This is a genomic window from Pseudoalteromonas sp. SG44-8 (assembly GCF_014164125.1).
Classification (GTDB): domain Bacteria; phylum Pseudomonadota; class Gammaproteobacteria; order Enterobacterales; family Alteromonadaceae; genus Pseudoalteromonas; species Pseudoalteromonas rhizosphaerae.
This window is the reverse complement of sequence record NZ_JACJEQ010000010.1, coordinates 130565-150379: the sequence shown is the minus strand read 5'-3', so window position 1 is coordinate 150379 and position 19815 is coordinate 130565. Positions and strand designations below refer to the sequence as shown.

Sequence of the window (19815 nt, the reverse complement as noted above, 5' to 3'; positions counted from 1 at the left end):
ATAAAACCTTGCAGTTAACGCTGCAAGGTTTTTTTTATCGCTGTATCCCTTCTCAATTGATCGCCCTAGCCCCTTTATTACTGTTCTACCGTGGTTAAATCTGCAAAATTTAGTTAGTATGGTCGCGTGTTATTTCTTATTAACGCTCCATCAATTAGGAATTTATGAACAAAGATTTACTGCTCCATCCGGTACTTATTTCACTAGCAATGATCACTATTGCGTTTACTCTTAAGGCGCTGGTTGACAGATTTGCGCGCCATAAAGCAGAAAAAAAAGAAAAAGATATTCGCTATATTTCGCACAATATTAAGCACTCTATTAACCTAGCAACGGTGCTATTACTGCTATTTGTATGGTCTACTGAAATCCAGAACTTTGCGCTGTCGATCGCGGCATTTGCAGTGGCTATTGTATTTGCGACCAGAGAGTTTATTCAATGTATAATTGGCTTTTTCTATTTAGTCACTACCCGTCCGTTTCGGGTTGGCGACTGGGTGCAGGTTGGTGAATATTATGGTGAAATAGCAGAAACTGATTGGATCAAAACCACCATGCATGAAATTGACATGCACACCTATCAGTTTTCTCGCAAAACTATTTATATTCCGAATAATAAACTGATCACTAACCCGATTAAAAACTTAAACTTTGTAAAACGTTTTACCACTCATCACTTTAGTATTGTGCGTAAAGAAAGTTTTAATCCGTATCCAATTTACGAAACTCTAACCACGAAAGCGAAGCAATATTGTGAAGAGTTTCAAGATGTGGCTGGTCGTTATAATTCGATTATCGAAAGAAAATTAGATGCAAAAATTTCTGGCCCTGAGCCTGAAATACACTTTAGTACCACAGAGTTGGGCGAGTTTAAAGCCAGCTTTACGCTATTTTGCCCAACTGACAAGGCGCTAGAAATAGAGCATAAGCTAACCGCTTTTTTTATGGAGCTTTGGTATAACGAAGCTGCAAAAAGTGAGTTAAAAAACTAAGTTTAAGCACTTAGTTATCAATCAATAAAGAAAAAGCTTAGCTCCATCAGGGGCTAAGCTTTTTTCTTTACAGCTCAATAGCAGTTACAAAAATTAAGCGGTGCCACCCACTGTTAAGTTATCTATTTTCAAGCTTGGCTGGCCAACGCCAACAGGGACGCTTTGACCGTCTTTACCGCACACACCCACACCTTTATCCAGCGCAAGATCGTTACCAACCATAGATATTTGCTGCATAACTTCAGGGCCGTTACCAATTAATGTGGCGCCTTTGATTGGCCGAGTAATTTTGCCGTTTTCAATTAAGTAGGCTTCTGAGGCACTAAATACAAACTTGCCTGAAGTGATATCTACTTGACCGCCACCAAAGTTTGGGGCGAAGATACCTTTTTTAACTGTACTAATAATATCGGCTTGGCTGTGCTCGCCGCCTAACATATAAGTATTGGTCATACGTGGCATAGGTAAATGCGCGTATGACTCACGGCGCGCATTACCAGTTGGGTTAACGCCCATCAAACGCGCATTCATTTTATCTTGCATGTAGCCTTTTAAAATACCGTTTTCGATAAGTACGTTGTACGCTGCAGGCGTACCTTCGTCATCCACATTAAGTGAACCACGGCGATCGGCAATGGTGCCGTCATCAACTACAGTACACAGCTCTGATGCGACTTTTTGGCCCACTTTATCGCTAAATGCCGAGGCTCCTTTACGGTTAAAGTCGCCTTCTAGGCCATGACCTACGGCTTCATGCAGTAAGACTCCTGGCCAACCTGCGCCAAGTACCACTTCCATCGTGCCCGCTGGAGCGTCAATAGCTACAAGGTTTACTTTTGCTTGGCGTACGGCTTCTTCTGCGTATTCCATCCAACGGGGTTTACCATCCACCAGTTCTTTAAAGTAACCATAATCTAAACGTGCGCCACCACCTGCGCCACCGCGTTCACGGCGGCCGTCTTTTTCAAGTAATACCGAGCAATTTAAACGGATCAATGGGCGGATATCGGTGGCAAATGTACCATCGCTGGCCGCAATCAATACTTCTTCATACACCGCAGACATAGAGCTAATAACTTGCTCTGCGTCAGGAGCAAGCTCACGAATATAATTTTCAAGCTCACGTAATAAATTTACTTTGTCGGTATCACTCATGCTTTGAATCGGCTGCAGTGGTGCAAACTGCTGTTTTGCTGCTACATCACTAAATACCTGAATGGCTTTACTTTCACCTGCTTCGGCAATACTGCGCGCAGCGGTTGCGGCTTTGTTAAGTGCTTCTAAATTAATTGCATCAGAGTACGAAAAACCGGTTTTTTCGCCACTAACTGCGCGTACGCCGACGCCGCGTTCAACGTTGTACGAGCCTTCTTTTACTAAGCCATCTTCAAGCACCCATGATTCATGGTGGCTAGATTGAAAGTAAAGATCCGCGTAATCAACTTTATGCTGATGAATAAAACCAAGCGTTTTTTCGAGTTCTTCTCGATTTAGCTGGCTGTCGTGTAATAAATGCTGTTCAACCGTGTTCATAATAAATGCTCTCTAAATCGTTGGTGAGATTGCACTGGCATATCTCGACGAATGGCGTGTAAGCGGTTTAGATCTGGCTGACAACCAATAAACCCAATGCCATTTGCAAGCTCGCTGAGGACGTCGCCCCAAGGAGAAATAATAATACTGTGGCCGTATGTCGCGCGACCATTTTCGTGTTGCCCTACTTGCGCAGCAGCAATCACATAACTTTGCGTCTCTATCGCTCTGGCCGTTAATAACGGTTGCCAATGAGCTGCACCTGTTATGGTAGTAAATGCGCTAGGCACTAAAATAACCTCTGCCCCGGCTCGTTGCAAAGCACTAAATAAGCCACTAAAGCGTAGATCATAACATACTGTAAGACCTATTTTACCAAACGGTGAATCGACCACCAGAATGTCACTGCCCGCTTCGGTGAAGTTAGACTCGCGATACGCACCAGTCCCATCAGCAACATCAACGTCAAATAAATGCATTTTATTGTACTGGGCCAGCACTTCACCTTGCTCATTAAAAAGCAAAGACGCTGCAAAGTATTTGTCATGCTCTGTGGCAATAGGCACAGTACCTGCTGCTAGCCAAATATCACGTTGGCGACATAACTCACTTAATTGTTGTTGATAAACATCACTTTGCTTTGCTACAACAAGTGTTTCATGACCGCTATTAGCAAACACTAAGAAGCTTTCAGGTAAACACACCAGTAACGGCCGAGTTGCAGGAAGCGTGGTTAACTGTTGCCTAAGTTGATTCATGTTGTCATCAGCACACAGCCCGGAGCACATTTGTAGAGCGACTATCATAGCTTGCATCGTTTAAGGCCTTATTGGGTGACTGTAACAGCGGCATCTTTGAGTATTAACTCACTGGAGGCGGCGGCTTGAGGTTGGTTTTGTGCAGCTTGCGGAAGAGTCACTTCACGACTTTTACGATCTACTTCTTTCACTACAGGATCAGTCATGCTGCCAGTCACTTTAAAATTAATCTCAGAAATAACGCGCGCAGAGTGGAGTACTTTATCTATCGCCAATGCTGCAAGCCCAGTTACCGGATTGACCATCCACGCGACAATCACCGGAATACTTGAGGTCACTTGTGGTGCAACCGCTAAATCGTAATCAATTTCCATGGTATTGAGGTTAGTATGGCCTTTAACCGTCAGATCGGCAGGTACTCCATCCATTTTCGTATCTTGCGTGTAAGCGATGCCTTTATCTACCTGCATGGTACCTTGCAGACTGTTATAAAAAAAACCTTTCGAAAATACATCTCTAAAATCGAGTTTTAACTTACGCACTAATGAATCCAGGCTCAGCAACGAAAATACCCTTGCGCCGCCATCGCTTACCTCAGCTAAATGCCCTTCGCCTAAACGCCAATCTAAATTACCGTTGAGGCTGGCAATATCAAATAAATAAGGCGCATCTTGCCACGCAAGCGTAAATTTAATATCTGCGGGTGAATCTTTAACTGTGGTGGTTATATCAAATTCATCAAATAGTTCACCAATGTCATCACTTTGCATATTACCGCTAAATTGACTTATGCCATCTTGCCAATGCCCTTTAGCACGTAACACATGCTCGCCTTTATCAACCACCAGCTCAGATATGGTGAGCTTATGACCATCGCCATAAAGCGATGCGCTGACTTTATCTAATTGATAGCTTGCCACTTTACAATCAGCACACTCAAATTCAATGGCCGGTATGTCACTCAACCAAGTGTAATCTTGAGGTGTTTCAGATGGCTGTAATTCGTCTGTTGTTGGGGTAAAGTTAACACGTAAATAATCACTGGCAATATGAATCGGCCGACTTGATTTATCTAGCGGAATAAGTACTTGCGAGCGTAATTCTTTGGCGTTTAGCCGTAAGCTCATGTCACTTGGGGTCGGCGCTAAACGCATTTCAAAATCATTAAATGCAATATCACCAATGGTTAATTGCTGAATGTTACCCACCACTTCTTTTAATGGCGGTAGTACGCTCTGCTCAGCTGATTCTATTTGACTGATGGTGATGATCTGCTGGATCAAGCCAAGCCAAGGTAATAGATCTGTTTGCTCTAAATCAATTGCAACACTTAAGTCTTGCTGGTTTAAACCCAGATCATGCTCGCCTAAAATAAACTGTGCATTGGTTAGTTTGCCAACGTTATTCGCTAAGATGCCATTAAAATATAAGTTGTTATTAATATTAGCGGTGATCAAATTAGAAATATTATCACCTTGAATAACAGCCGTTAGCGGCCATACTTGATCGGCACTTTTAGTGTATGGTGCGGGCAGCTCACTACTGAGCCCTTCGAGTTGTGAGCTGACATTAGCGCGATAATCAAAGCCGTCCGTTAAAAAGTTTAGAGCAAGATTAATAGCCACTTCACTTTCACCATGCAAGTAACCTTTTAGTAAGTCTTGACCATGAGAAATTAACGTATCAGCATTTAACTGTACTTTTATATCAACGTCAGCACGATAGTTTGGGCCAATATTTTTACCATTAAAGTTAACTTTCAGCGGCATTCCTAACCAACTTGCGTTAGCATTTTCTAAAGTGATCTGATCATCATTAAAATAGAGCTGACCTGTAACACCTTCAAGCTGAAGCCCAGGTTGTGCTAAATACACTGGCAGATCTTTTAAATTAACCATGCCTTTAGCTGTTACATCTAACTCATTTAAATCAACAAGTAGCTCAATATCAGCGCTGGCAGCGCCGTTACCTTGGATCACCTCAAATACATTTGCTAGTGGCTCAGCAATTGGCGTTGCTTTAAAAAACGGCAGTAATGTTTCCATCTCAGCACGTTTATTAATTTTTACGCTCAGTAAATCTGCGTTCATTAGATCTGCAATACTGACATGCACGGCATCATCGATCGCTAAGTTAACAAGCCGCCCATGCTCAGAGTAAATATCCATACGCTGATTTTCAAAATGTAATTTTGCACTCGCTTGAGTTACTGCAGGCCAATCAGGGGCAAATTGATAATTGGCGTTATCTACCTGCGCTAATACTTCAAACTGTCCTGAATTATCGGCAAACGGAAAGCCCGTTAACGGCCCAGAAAACAGCACTTGTGTTTGCGTAAGTTCACCACCTTTAATAGCCCCAGTTAAGTAATCAACTAAATTTTTAGTCATCACAGGGCGTGGGAAATAATGGCTGGCAACACTGGCATCTGGTGCAAATGCTTCTGCATATAAATCAAGCCGAGGCTGTTCGTCTAAGCTAAGCTTCATTTCGGCTGCAACAGTGACCTCATCATTATCAAGCCACATATTATCACTGCTGATCTGCCAACCTTGCTCACTATTGGCTAAATCAATTTGCATATTCAGTTGGTTATATTTGATTGGCTGGCTAAAAGTATCAGCGGTAAGTAACTCGCTATTTTCGCCAAACAGATTAATACGACCACGATCTTGATTTAACAAACCATCGACAAGTAAGCCCTGCACACCGGGCACACCTTGCTCTGCAAGCCAGCCCAATTGCTGGGCTTCAAACCATAATTGCCATTGCTGTGTTGATGTAAATTGCACATAAGCGCGCTTAACTTGACCACTGGGTTGACGACTTAACAGCGGCTCTAATTCAGCAAAATCACTTAACTGGGCTAACCTTGTAACCAAATCAAAATCGAGTTCTTGCAACCAAATTTGTTGTTGCTTGTTATCCAGCTGTGCTTCAAATTGAAAGTCAGGCCAATGCTGTTGATCGTTTGAGAGCCGCACCCCTGAACTTTTTAACCGCCAACCTTGCTGCCAAGGGTAAAGGCTAAAACCCCCTTCACTTAAACTAAATTGATGACTTTTTGTATCTTGCTGCCAATTAATAAAGCTTGGCAACCATTTAACTGTGACATCTTTGATCAGGCCTTTTTCAATACTCAACCATGATTCTAAGTTAATGTCAGAATTGAGCTGCTCTTTACTAGTATTAATATACTGAGCCAGCCATTTCGACACATCAACATTATTTGCTTGCACATAAATATCACCCAGCATGGTTTCTAGCGTCGATCCGGTTAATGCCAAGCGAGCATCAAATGTACCCACTGAAATCCCGGGCAATGCTAAAGTACCACTAGCTAAGTGTTGTTCGTATTGATTTTGCCAAACGATGTCTTCAAGCATCACCCGACGCTCTTTGCCATCTGCCAAGATAAAATTAAGACTACTATTTTCAACCGCAAAATGACCGGTTTTACCTAAGAATAAGCCTTCAATCAGCTCTTTTTGTTCAAAAGATACCTCACTGCTGTTTGACTGCAACATAGTTGGCATATCAACATCAGCATGGAAACCGTTGATCACAAAGTAGTTAGATTTTAACTGTCGTGTTTTGATGGTTTCCCAGACGTTTAATTCAAGGCTAGCTTTAGCGATAGTCAGTGCGATGGGTGAGCTTTTATTATCTTCAAAGGTGATATCTTCCAAGACAATAGAAGGGCCTTGGCCATGCCAGCTGGCAGAAATAGCCCCAATTGATAAATTAACCGCAAACTTATCATATAGGTAACTTTCAAGGTCACCTTTATAGTCATTGGCATACGGCAGGGTATATTTTAAAACCGAAACAACAACGGCAAGCAGTACCAGCGTTATGGCGAACACTTGCCATAACTTACGGATACAAAAAAAACAGACCGTCTTTGCTTTCATTACATCATAACCACATCAAACTGCTCTTGACTGTAGAGGCTTTCGGTTTGAATGCTCACTTGCTTACCAATAAATAACTCTAGTTCTGCAAGATTATGATACTCGTCATTAAGTAATGCCTCACTTACCGCGGGAGCTGCATAAACCATAAATTTATCAGCCGCGTAAGCACGGTTTACTCGAACAATTTCACGCAGTATTTCATAGCATACGGTTTCAACGGTTTTTTGTGAACCGCGCCCAGAGCAGGCCGGACATACATCACATAAAATATGTTCAAGACTTTCTCGAGTACGTTTGCGGGTCATTTCCACTAAGCCTAATGCCGATAAACCATTAATATTTGATTTAACGCGATCTTTACCCAGTGCAGACTCAAGTGAATGCAATACCCTGCGCTTATGCTCTTCGCTAACCATGTCAATAAAGTCAATAATGATAATACCGCCCAAGTTACGCAACCTAAGCTGACGGGCAATCGCAGAAGTAGCTTCTACGTTGGTGTTAAAAATAGTTTCTTCGAGATTTCGATGGCCAACAAAGGCACCGGTATTAACATCGACCGTGGTCATCGCTTCGGTTTGGTCGATAATTAAATAGCCACCTGACTTTAACGTCACTTTACGATGTAAGGCTTTTTGTATTTCACTTTCAACATCAAACAAATCAAAAATTGGTCGCTCGCCTGGGTAATACTCTAAAGCATCGGAAAGGATTGGTACAAACTCTGCGGTAAAGGTTTTTAGCTCTTCATAGGTTAGCTTTGAGTCAACCCGAATACGTTCCATGTCTTCCCCTACGTAATCTCGTAGAGTTCGAAATGCTAAGGTTAAATCTTCATGCAAAATACTTTCTTTGCTGGTTTTCTTACGTTTAGTGACGATTTTTTTCCATAGTTTTTTTAAAAACTCGGCATCGTGACGCAACTCAGCTTCGCTGGCACCTTCAGCTGCAGTACGAACTATAAAGCTGCCGTCTTCATCGCCATACTCACCTACAATGCTTTTCAATCGCGCGCGTTCTTCTTCGGTTTCTATACGCTGACTCACACCAACATGGGTGGCATCTGGCATAAACACTAAATAACGAGAAGGGATGGTGATGTCAGTTGTTAAACGTGCGCCTTTAGTACCCAGTGGATCTTTTACCACTTGCACCATAATGTATTGACCTTGGCGCACTAACTCGCGAATATCTTGTACTTTTTTGATTGGTTGCTCGTCAACACCTTCAACAATAGAGGCGCTATTTACAATATCAGACGCGTGTAAAAAAGCCGCTTTATCTAAACCAATATCAACAAACGCAGCTTGCATACCCGGTAACACTCGGCTTATTTTACCTAAATAAATATTACCGACGATACCTAAATTGCCAATACGCTCTAGTTGAATTTCTTGTAATACACCGTTTTCAATCAGGGCAACACGGCTTTCACTCGGGGTGACGTTGATCAGTAATTCTATACTCATGTTACCTACTTAGGAATTCGCTTAATAATTTTTCGCATTCATATAAAGGTAAGCCTACTACCGCAAAATAGCTACCGGAAATATTAGTAACAAAGCGCCCACCGAGTCCTTGTATACCATAGCCACCGGCTTTGTCTTGTGGTTCACCAGTTTGCCAATATGCTGCTAATTCTTGTTCTGAGAGTGTTTTAAAACTCACTTGCGTGGTTACTACACAACTCATGACCTTGTGTTCAGTAGCAAATGCAATTGCCGTTAACACTTGATGACTGCGCCCAGATAAACGTTTTAGGGTTGCCATAAAGTCAGTTTTATCACGGGGTTTACCTAGTGACTGATTATCTATGACCACTACGGTATCACTGCCGAGTACGGGGCGATCTGTATACCCCATAGCAACACCGGTTTGAGCTTTTAGACGCGCTAAACGCTCAACAAGTTCAAGGGGAGTTTCGTCTGCTAGCTGGCTTTCATCAGCATCAACACTAAATTGTGAAAATTCGATACCAAGTTGAGTTAGTAATTCTTTGCGCCGAGGAGAAGCTGACGCTAAATAAATGGCAGTTTGCATTACCTGATCCTGAAATGACGGCGATATTTACGTAGCAATAAGAAAATCCAAGGCCAACTTAACATGCCAGTCACGACCGGCCATAAATACTGCGGGTTGAAATAAACGTCCATTAAAAAGTGATTAAGCCAAAATTGCATTAAGTGATATAGGGTTAAAAATAAGCCCACGAGTATCGCTTGCTGCCAAATTGAAAAATTACGAATTTTTTGAAAGTTACTTGCGGTTACAAAAATACAAATTGAGTAAGTGAGTGAATTAATTCCCAGCGGTGACCCTGTGGCTAAATCAATCAGCAAGCCAACTACCCAAGCCGTACCAATATTTAATCGATGTGGAACAGCTAAAGACCAGTACATTAATACTAATAACACCCAGTCAGGGCGAAAGGGTTCAAACGAAAAAGGCAATGGCATCAAAGCCATGATCAACGCAAAGAAAATACTCACGGTGATCAATAAGAAGTAACGACTATTCATTGCTGATAGTTTCCTGCTGATTACGCCATAAGATCACTAATAAGCGAATACGATCTAACTGAGCTATCGGCTCGGCGTATACTTGAGCAAACGGGCGGCCCTCATCGCGATTAATTTCAGTTACCACAGCAACCGGGTAGCCCTCAGGAAAAGTGCCTCCAAGTCCTGATGTCACTAGCACATCGCCAATTCGTACATCTAAACTATGGGGTACATGGGAGAGTTTAACTAAATTAATTTTACCAATCCCTTCAACCACGGTACGCACATCATTACGTAAAATACGTACTGGTGTGGCATGGGTTGTGTCGGTCATCAGTAACACCCGAGACGTCGTTGAGCCTACTTTGGTAAGTTGTCCGACGACCCCCATTTCATCAATCACCGCTTGGCCTTCACTGATGCCATCTATCGTGCCACGATTGATCACCACTTGATGGCTATAAGGATTTGAATGAACAGAGAGAACTTGAGCAATAATTTTACGATTTGACTGCTTAGCAGAAGAACCAAGTAACGCGCGTAGCTTTTGATTTTCTTTGTTTAAGAATTGATATTGCTGAAGCTGTTCGCTTTGCAGTAATTGTTTTTTCTTGAGGGCTTCGTTTTCAGTTAATAATTGATCGCGCGTGTGTAAGCTTTTAGCCCCGAGGCTAAATACTTCATAAGGTAAATTGGCTAAATACAATAACGGACTAACTAAGGTGTTTAAACTAGTGCGTACTGTGGTGCCACCTTGCGTATAACGATCGCCTACGATCAACACGATACTCAAAAGCACTGCGACAAAAAGTCGCAGCTGCAAAGAAATGGCACGCCCGAACATTAACTTCATTAGTCGTAACTAAATACATCACCACCATGCATATCAATCATCTCAAGTGCCTTACCGCCGCCACGCGCAACGCACGTTAATGGATCATCAGCAACCACAACAGGAATGCCGGTCTCTTCCATTAATAAACGGTCTAAATCTTTAAGTAATGCACCACCACCTGTTAATACCATGCCTTTGGCTGATATATCTGACGCCAGCTCTGGTGGCGATTGCTCAAGGGCAACCATTACCGCACTAACAATCCCCATTAATGGCTCTTGCAAGGCTTCTAATATTTCATGTGAATTAAGCGTAAATGAACGCGGAACACCTTCGGCAAGGTTACGGCCACGTACTTCAATCTCAATTGGCTCATCTGTTTTAAACGCAGAACCAATTTGATGTTTAATGTTTTCAGCCGTTGCTTCACCAATTAAACTACCAAAATTACGACGTACATAGTTGATAATTGCTTCATCAAACTTATCCCCACCAATACGTACAGATGATGAGTACACCACGCCGTTTAGTGAAATAATTGCAACTTCAGTGGTACCACCACCGATATCTACAACCATTGAACCTGTTGCTTCTGATACCGGTAAACCTGCACCGATTGCCGCAGCCATTGGCTCTTCAATTAAATAAACTTCACGCGCACCTGCGCCCATAGCCGATTCACGAATTGCGCGTTTTTCTACTTGCGTAGCACCGCACGGTACGCAAATAAGCACACGCGGACTTGGACGTAAAAAGTTATTGTTATGCACTTGTTTAATAAAGTGTTGTAACATTTTTTCAGTTACATAAAAATCAGCAATTACACCGTCTTTCATTGGCCGAATGGCTTTGATATTACCAGGCGTTCGACCAAGCATTTGCTTTGCTTCAGTCCCTACTGAGGCTACACTTTTAGGTCCACCAGCGCGTTCTTGACGGATCGCAACTACTGATGGTTCATTAAGGACAATGCCTTCGTCTTTAACATAAATAAGGGTGTTGGCTGTACCCAAGTCGATCGATAGATCGTTTGAAAAAATACCACGGAGCTTTTTAAACATGAGGCTGGATGACCTTTGAAAAATATTCTTATATTAGCTTATGCAACTTTACCATGCTGAATCAGTTCGGCAATAAAAGTGCAGCTACCTTTGTTAATTGGGTAAAAAAGGAAGCTATGCTTCCTTTTTAAATTAATTTTATCGTTCGCGTACTAGACGAAAACCAATATAGTTTGCACGAAAATCTGGCGCTAAAATCAAACGAGTTGAAGCACGAGCTAAGCTAGGCGCGAAATTCCACGCACCACCACGGACAGTAACATCCGCTTGTTCAGCTGACTTATGAGTCCATTCCCATACATTTCCTACTGTGTCGTAGAGACCAAATGCATTAGGTGCAAACGAGCCTGTTGGCGATGCACTTTTATTTGACCACTCACTACCACACCAACCACAATTGGCTAAATTTTTACCTATCTCATTCCCCCACGGGTATTCAGTTTTAGTACCAGCGCGTGCTGCATACTCCCACTCAACCTCATTAGGTAAACGATATTGTTGACCTGTTTGACCAGACAACCAATCAGCGTATGCTTTCGCATCGTTGTAGGTTAAACACACGGCTGGAAAATCACTGCCTTGCTCAAAACCTGGATTACGCCAATTTAAATTTGCTTCCCAGACCGGTTCGCCATTTAAATAATAAGCACAGCCACGATTACGCTCAGCTTCAGTTTTATAATTAGTGTTGCTGACGAACTTTTGATAAGCACCGACTGTCACTTCTTTATTTTGCATCGCAAATGAGTTTGCAATGGTTTTTTCAACAACTGGACGCTCATTTGCAAGTCCATTGCCATTGATATCACCCATTTCAAACTTACCTGCGGGAATAACTACCACGTCAGCGGCAGCATTGCCTATAGCTGCACTAGTTACTGATGTCGTATTACGTTGCTCGCTGGTGTATGTCGGTGCAGCAATCGACTCAGGCTTTTTTACCAACTTAGCATGAATCGTCTGCGGCTTTCGTAAATCAACACGCACGCGATAAGGTTTATAACCCTGCTTGCGAACTTCAACATCATGAATACCACTTGGTAAAGTCGTTGCTAAACGTGTTGAACCAAAACTTACGCCATCAATAAACACTTCGTCGTCGTATACGTTTGAACGCAGTGTAAATTCAATCATTTTATTACTATCAACGACTTGTGTATTAACCGTTGGCATTGGTTTGACTGAATAATCACGTATTGGTTGTTCACTCAAGCGTGACACCGAAACGTTGGCATTATCCTGACCATCACTGAATGTTAACTGACTATCAGTAAAAGTAGTGTCATACCGAGTTTGATAGGTTGCCGTTAGCGGCGTGCCGTACTCTGAACAATAGCGATTATCAACACTCAATAAATTACATAAGCGGCTGCTATTCACATCACCGCGCATAGTGACGCTTAAGTTAACGTTATAATTGCCTTGACCGCTAAAAGCACTATTAACTACATGACTACTTAAAACCTGTACTTGTGCACCAGCCATATTACGTTTGGGTTCAACTAGGCGCTCTTCAGTTAAGTTAGCAAAAATTTGGTCTACAAAACGCTTGGTTGCTTTTTGTAAGCCCATTTGCTGGCCTCGTTGCTCACAGGCTGCCAATGTTTCTGTTCGTTTACAGTTGATAGTGTGATTAACTTCTAGCGTCCCTTCACGGGTAAACTCATTACGTAAGCGCTCAACTCGGGCTGTTGTTAATTGTTCTTTTAAGCTTTCGAGTGTATTTAACTGGGTATGTTTTGCTACGCGAATTTGTTCAATGTCTTTGCGGTGGGATGCAATTGCCGCCAACTGCATCGCTATATCGTCTTTATTTTGCTTATGATCAACCACAGCTTGCTGATATCGCGCCTGTGCAGCACTTATATCAATAGTGGGATCATCAATTAAACGACGATACATTTCATTCATGGCATCAAGTGCTTGATTTTTTTCTTTGTCCAGCTCAGTCGAACGAGTGCGTAATAAATCAAGTTGACTTTGTAACTGACTTTCTTCTTTTAAATGTTTTTCAAGTATCTGTGTAGCGTTATCGTATTCAGCTTGTTTAATACTGATCTCAGATTCAATTCCAGTAACTGTGGCTGTATCTTGTGCAAATGCACTTGATGCAAACAAGCTAGCTGAAATTAACAGAGATAAAGGAGCAATTCGCATATATTCCATTCCCAAAAAGCGGCAATTATTTGGTCATTATTTATTTTTTATAATTAAACTCTTATGCTATGTACTTGCAAGGCAAAACACAAGCTTTGTTCAAAAATTATCTGAGTTTACAACTATTACCGTACTTCATGCCAGTAAATTACCATTACATAGTATGAAAATAGCCCCTTTTCTTGTTCATAGCTAATTTGTTAAACTTATGGCCCATTTATTTTAAGTTGCAACTGTGAATTTAATACCTGAGTCTCCACTGCAAAAAATCACTTGTTCGATGCTGAGTGAACAAAGAATATCTTTATCGATAAAACGTGACGATCTTCTGCATCCGTTAATAAGCGGCAATAAATGGCGGAAATTAAAATATAACTTAACTGTAATGAAAACACAGGGTAAAACAGAATTAGTTACTTTTGGCGGTGCTTTTTCAAATCATATTCATGCCTGTGCTGCCGCAGGAAAGCAATTCAACTTGAAAACCCATGGCATTATTCGCGGCCCTGAACTTGATCAACACAACCCCACTTTACAATTTGCTAAGCAATGCGGTATGCAGCTTCACCCTATAACACGTATAGAATACCGAGAGCGTAACACTCCAGATTACCTAGCTCAGTTACAAGCACGTTTCCCCAATGCATATATATTACCGGAAGGTGGCACTAATAAAGCCGCCTTGCTAGGTTGTAGAGAACTCGCCCAGTCATTACCTCTCGCTGATTATGTTTTATGCCCAACAGGTAGTGGCGGCACCCTAGCAGGACTGATTGAAGGCTGCGATAAGACCACTCAGGTTTTAGGGGTTGCGGTATTAAAGCAAGCAGATTATCTAGTGGATGAAATCAAATCTCTTAGTGCAATTGCTACGCAGCAGCAAAACTGGCAATTACTCACCGCGTTTCATGATGGTGGCTATGGTAAATTTAGCCCTAAACTTTGGCAGTTTTGCCAAATGATGCAAACCCAACATAAATTACCACTTGAGCCTATTTATTCAGGAAAAATGATGTATGCATTATGGCAATTAATCGCACAAGGCTACTTTCCAGCAGGTAGCAGGATCGTTGCGATTCATACCGGCGGTCTGCAAGGCTTAGATGGACTGCGTTACCGCCAGTTAATAGATTAATTAACCATTACATTAGTAAACTCTTGCAAAGGCTCCGTAAAATAAAATCCTTGCGCGCCAATGACGCCCTGTTTTTTAAGCATATTGAGCTCTTGCTGCGTCTCAACACCAACACCGTATACGGGTAAGTTCACTCGCTCTGCACTGGCTACAATTTGGCGCACCACTTTTTGCTGCGTTACATTTTTATCAATGTCGTGGATTAAATCATAGCTAAGCTTGAGTCCTTTGATCCCTTTGTAAGGCGCTAATAAAGCGATTTTATCGTGCGATGAAACATTATCAATTGATACTGAGCTCCCCACTGATTTAATTGTACTAAAAGCAAAATTCAATCGCTGTTGATGTTGATAAAAATCCACCTCCGATATCTCAAACTGTAGTTTATCAGCGCCTTTTACATTTTTCATCCTCTGCCCAAACCAGCGCCAATAGTCATTAGAAAACCAATTAAATGCGTGTAAGTTAATACTCACAGTTAACGCACTTGTTTCACTTTCTAATAACTTAACAACTTGATCCAATACTGTTTTATCCAATAAAACAATCGCTGAATCATTTTTTAGTTGAGGAATAAATTGCTTAGCAGAAAGCATCCCTAAAGACTTATGACGAACCCGGATCAAAGCTTCATGCTGTAAAATATCACCACTGGCGAACTCAAATAGCGGCTGAAAAAACAACATAAATTTCTTTTTGCTAATGTAATCAGCTAAGTTCTCATCGCTATTTGCCAGCACCGTTGAACGCGTATGGTTAAACGGTACCCGATGAGTATGCTGCCATGGACTTTGTTTTGCTAATGCGAGTGCTGATTTAGTTAACTGATAAACCACAGTTTGATCGGCACCATCGCGGTAATTACATACGCCTATTTTAATTTCTTTACGAGACAAATCAACGCGATAAAGCAAAGAAGCCTGATAAATAATTTGATGCAAGCGCTTAGTGTAAGCATCGATATCAGGTTGAGGTATATTCTCCAAGGTAATTGCCAGACCTCCTGAAGATAACAACTTAACTGATACCCGAGATAACTCTTTAAAACCTTTGATTACAATAAGTTTAAAGTGGCTTTCTAAATCAACGTTATCTGGAAATGGCCGTGTCCAATAAAGTAAAGCAAAAAGGTGGTTATGATTATTTTGGATACCGTACATTGCGGTAATTGCAACATCGTCTGCGGAACTTAATTTACGCTTGGCTGTAAGTACTTTTGTACTATTAATTGCAATATCATTTAGTGCTAATTTAACCACATCTTTAGGCGCTTGTTGGCTGCTTGATACTTTACTACCAGTTAATAATGCAATTGAATCTACGCCATCGCGCTGTTTAAATAGCAGACGCCACCAGCGATAACTCCAAATAGCAGCGCCAATCATCACTAGATTTAATAAAATAAATAGCGGACTTTCTACAACCCAAAAAGGCAAATGATAAAGCTTTAAACTAACTGTTTTATATTTAAAGATATCACTATCTTGGGTCATAAAAGCAGAAAAGTGAAACGACTCATGGGCTGATTCAAGCATAAAACCATGACTTTGAGCAAGTGCGGCAATGATCTCTTTATCTGCAATTGGCTTTAGTTTGAGGCTATAGACTTGCTTAGCTAATTGACTCCCAGTGATGTGTACTTTTTGATGCAATATCTCCCCTAACAAGAGATTAAATACTGTTAGTAAAAGCATAAAAGCAATCACATAAATACTTAGCATCCGTACTTGTGCATTTTTAAATTGAGTCACCATGGCTGTTACGCTATTTGTATGAATAGCTAAAGTGTTGTTCAAGATCCTTATAAACACAAGGCTACAGCATGATTAAAGATGGTTTTAAATGCTATAAATATAGTAACAAAGCCAAAACTGACGCTTTTTTAGAGACCTAGGACAGTACACGTTCTAAATAAAAATAACTCTCACTCCATAGCATTTGATAGCTGTTAACTAAAAAAACTCCAACATAAAAGAAAAATAGCGGTCAGCTCCCTCTATTCACCAGCTCTTACTATTTTGTAATATTCAGACTACAGCACACTATAAAAACAAAAAAGCCGCTTAAAAGCCGCTTAAAAGCGGCTTTTTAGGGTATTTTTAAACATTTTCATTTTTGTCTTTGGTTAGAACGGTAATGAACACATAAAAACAAATAAGGGTGAGTGAGTGAATTGGTAATCCCTTTTATACCAATACCTAAAGAGGCGTATGTGTAATTATTTTATACACTTCATCTACATACTGTAGATTAAGGGCGTTTTTATGACTTATAATGACTTTTAATCTACATTTTCAGCTTAACGATAAGGAAGTAATAGCTAGGCTTTTTACCACTCTAATTTACCTGAATTTCTACCAATACTAGACGTTTTAGCCAATGTTTTTAACTGATAAAACTCATAACCAAATGAGTACTCAACGAAGACCTCGGTAGCAAACTGGTGATCTAATTTATCATCAACCGCTTGAGGTTTTAAAGCAACGACAGGCTCTCCTTTAGCTTTTACTGAAGAATAGAGAACACCATCGCACTTCTCAGTCAAAAACACATTACTTAGGGCTGATGTTACTTGATACAAGCGTTCATTTCCTTCACGAGATAATATATCTGCAAAGAAGCGATCTGTTAACTCATAAGCAAAAAGCAATTCTCGGCTAAACTGCTTAGCCATATATTTTCTTGCCTCAGTGTAATAGTCAAATGTAAATTGGTTTAAGTAATATGGTTTTTCATTTCGCCTTACTTGTTCCCATATACCTATAATTCGTAGGTATAAGTCAGTGCCATTTACTTGATGAGATCTCAGTACATTAAGACGATCAAACTGTTTCGCTTGAGCCTCAGACAACACAACTCTTAATGCCATATCATCTTGTTTAACGGCTATAGAAGCATAAAATAACGCTTGACCTGAAAGATTTAACCTGCCAGCTTTTGGGAATGTGCAGGAGGTTTTCTTTATGTAAGACAAATCATCAATATTAGCAAAGTTTTGACCTTCACATAGGCGAACTCTTAAAAATTCAAGTTCACTTATGGGGTGATCGAGTGTAATTGTCATACAACCAGCTAAGTAATCTATTTTAGACTCGATTTCATGCTTCGTTAATTCACACGTACCGTTTATGTGCGCATTTAATTGACTAATATAAACAGAAGAGTGGAGTAAATTAGTGTGCGCACACTCTACCGATGCTTTTTGATCAATTAACGTAATTAATTCAGGGGCTAATACCATTATATACCCTTCATCACTCTGCTATAACAAGAACAACACTATTTGAAATTCCCTCAATCAGCTCTGTTTTTTCTAAGGTTTTTTGTTTGGCTGGTTCAATATAGTCAACACCATGATTTATCAACATTGGGAGTGCATAAGCTATTTTAACAGCATAATTTACATTTTGTGCTAATGTTCCCGTAGCCTTAATAGCTGCTGATTGATTTAACGATGCTGAAGCAATGCCAATAACAACACCTTGATCATTTACCATTGGACTGCCTGAGTTTCCGGGCTGTATAGGAGAATCAATTTGAAAATACCGAGTATCACCTTGGATGCCAGAATTGGCATTAATATACCCAAATGTCGCTTTTTGTTCGTTACCTTGTAAGCCTATATTTGGATAGCCTAATACAGCAATTTCAGTCCCTTGCTTCGTTTTCTTCTTAAGCTCAATAGGCAAACCTTCAACCGCCTCATCCACTTTCAGCAAAGCGATATCATTGCTAGAGTCATGATCTACTAGAGTAGCTGATACCGATTTACCATTAAGAATAATTGAAATGCTTGATGAACCTTCTATTACGTGACTATTGGTAAGCACATAACCATCATTAGAAATAAAGAAGCCCGTGCCTGTAGAAATACCTTTAGGCGACTCAGGCTTTTTGTTGTCAGGTTTTGTTGTCACGGTTGATGAAGTAACATTCTGAGAGTCATATCTTTGCTTCATAGCTAATGCAAGCTGTCCTGCACTGTTTGCTCTATTTGCCAATGTCGAGGCTTGAATTGATACTTTTAAAGTTTCATCTGTATAACTTTCTGGTAAGGTAACATTTTCTTTATGAGTACCAAACTGCCATTTCTGATGAAATACCCCATGTTTATTTTTCACTACAATATACTTGTCAGGCTTGTCAGCGTTCATATCGTAAAAGCCCCAAGTTGTATAAGCTGGCTGGTTATTTTTATCAAAGAATTCTCTGGCTCCGAAAAAACGCAAGTTGCCGGTTTGTCCTGATAGTTTAGCAAATCCATCAGCGTAGTTCTTTCTTCCAATACCAGTGAATATTTCTGTTGTAAGGCTTTTCTCTCCTTGCAGATAGACAGAATCAATATCTCCATTTGGTTTTAATGACGCAAAGTTTAGTAATTTTTTAGTCATTTTGTCATTTTCACGGACATACGTGCCAAAATCGACATTATTTGTTCCTTCAACCCATTGGTAATAAAGTTGATCAGTAATTCCTTTGTTATGGTAAGTGATCTCAAAACCTCTAACACTACCATTTGTAACACTAATTTTACCAAGTCCCTCGGCTTTGCCGCCTTTACAGTTCCCATCCCATTCATATGTACTAGTGATAGGCTCCCCACTGTAGCCTTCAATAAGCATTTCACACTTTTCGGTTTTGTTTATTGGTTGAACCCAAGTTACAGCATAATCACCAGCTTGAAAATCTGTGATCTGGCTCTGGAGGTTTGTAATTTCGGATTCAGAAACTTTTCGATAATTTGGTGTGGAATTACAGCCTGTTAATAGAATGCTAATCCCTATGGCTAATGGTAAAATCTTTTTCATACCAGTTCCCTTTATGATCTTTTTTGTCTTATATTTTTATTGAGATAAATATAACCAATTAAAAATATCATGTCATTGATCTTATGTACTAAGCAGTTAAATTAAACAAACCTGTTAC

14 protein-coding genes are annotated in these 19815 nt (G+C 40.6%); 2 read left to right on the top strand and 12 right to left on the bottom strand.

Annotation, left to right across the window (positions count from 1 at the left end; translation table 11 throughout):
• The first annotated feature begins 164 nt into the window (after positions 1 to 164).
• Positions 165 to 992 (top strand): mechanosensitive ion channel family protein, encoded by an 828-nt coding sequence (locus H5163_RS10660; protein ID WP_149982654.1) that lies wholly within the window; start codon positions 165 to 167, stop codon positions 990 to 992.
• 93 nt (positions 993 to 1085) lie between these two features.
• On the opposite strand, the gene tldD is transcribed toward H5163_RS10660, so the two are convergent.
• The 9 genes from tldD to H5163_RS10615 all read right to left on the bottom strand — a co-directional run bounded on the left by tldD (position 1086) and on the right by H5163_RS10615 (position 13754).
• Complete coding sequence (gene tldD, locus H5163_RS10655) at positions 1086 to 2525, bottom strand: metalloprotease TldD (protein ID WP_182735105.1); 1440 nt, start codon at positions 2523 to 2525, stop codon at positions 1086 to 1088.
• Complete coding sequence (locus H5163_RS10650; protein WP_182735108.1) at positions 2522 to 3331, bottom strand: carbon-nitrogen hydrolase family protein; 810 nt, start codon at positions 3329 to 3331, stop codon at positions 2522 to 2524. The genes tldD and H5163_RS10650 overlap by 4 nt, the downstream gene beginning before the upstream one ends.
• Before the next feature lie 20 nt (positions 3332 to 3351).
• The gene (locus tag H5163_RS10645) at positions 3352 to 7197 is read right to left on the bottom strand and encodes a YhdP family protein (protein ID WP_182735104.1); all 3846 of its coding nucleotides are present in this window, start codon (positions 7195 to 7197) and stop codon (positions 3352 to 3354) included.
• Positions 7197 to 8669, bottom strand: a complete 1473-nt coding sequence (gene rng, locus H5163_RS10640; RefSeq protein ID WP_145238597.1) for a ribonuclease G — start codon at positions 8667 to 8669, stop codon at positions 7197 to 7199. Before rng ends, H5163_RS10645 begins: the two co-directional genes overlap by 1 nt.
• 1 nt (position 8670) lies before the next feature.
• A complete protein-coding gene (locus H5163_RS10635; protein ID WP_145238593.1) occupies positions 8671 to 9240 on the bottom strand; it encodes a nucleoside triphosphate pyrophosphatase in 570 nt (189 codons plus the stop codon).
• Complete coding sequence (gene mreD / locus H5163_RS10630; RefSeq protein WP_145238590.1) at positions 9240 to 9719, bottom strand: rod shape-determining protein MreD; 480 nt, start codon at positions 9717 to 9719, stop codon at positions 9240 to 9242. Before mreD ends, H5163_RS10635 begins: the two co-directional genes overlap by 1 nt.
• Positions 9712 to 10554 (bottom strand): rod shape-determining protein MreC, encoded by an 843-nt coding sequence (mreC, locus tag H5163_RS10625; protein WP_182717725.1) that lies wholly within the window; start codon positions 10552 to 10554, stop codon positions 9712 to 9714. Before mreC ends, mreD begins: the two co-directional genes overlap by 8 nt.
• Positions 10554 to 11597, bottom strand: a complete 1044-nt coding sequence (locus tag H5163_RS10620; protein ID WP_145238587.1) for a rod shape-determining protein — start codon at positions 11595 to 11597, stop codon at positions 10554 to 10556. Before H5163_RS10620 ends, mreC begins: the two co-directional genes overlap by 1 nt.
• A 138-nt stretch (positions 11598 to 11735) precedes the next feature.
• Positions 11736 to 13754 (bottom strand): formylglycine-generating enzyme family protein, encoded by a 2019-nt coding sequence (locus tag H5163_RS10615; protein WP_145238584.1) that lies wholly within the window; start codon positions 13752 to 13754, stop codon positions 11736 to 11738.
• 280 nt (positions 13755 to 14034) lie between these two features.
• Here H5163_RS10615 and H5163_RS10610 point away from each other — a divergent pair, with 280 nt between their 5' ends.
• Positions 14035 to 14889: a 1-aminocyclopropane-1-carboxylate deaminase/D-cysteine desulfhydrase gene (locus H5163_RS10610; RefSeq protein WP_182735107.1), complete on the top strand. Its 855-nt coding sequence runs from the start codon at positions 14035 to 14037 to the stop codon at positions 14887 to 14889.
• Here the strand turns inward: H5163_RS10610 and H5163_RS10605 are convergent.
• The 3 genes from H5163_RS10605 to H5163_RS10595 all read right to left on the bottom strand — a co-directional run bounded on the left by H5163_RS10605 (position 14886) and on the right by H5163_RS10595 (position 19697).
• Entirely contained in the window at positions 14886 to 16643 is a 1758-nt protein-coding gene (locus H5163_RS10605; RefSeq protein ID WP_220494573.1) for an EAL domain-containing protein, read from the bottom strand. The genes H5163_RS10610 and H5163_RS10605 overlap by 4 nt on opposite strands.
• A 575-nt stretch (positions 16644 to 17218) precedes the next feature.
• Positions 17219 to 18130 (bottom strand): hypothetical protein, encoded by a 912-nt coding sequence (locus tag H5163_RS10600; protein ID WP_182735102.1) that lies wholly within the window; start codon positions 18128 to 18130, stop codon positions 17219 to 17221.
• Positions 18131 to 18143: 13 nt separating this feature from the next.
• A complete protein-coding gene (locus H5163_RS10595; RefSeq protein ID WP_182735101.1) occupies positions 18144 to 19697 on the bottom strand; it encodes a S1C family serine protease in 1554 nt (517 codons plus the stop codon).
• Positions 19698 to 19815: the final 118 nt, after the last annotated feature.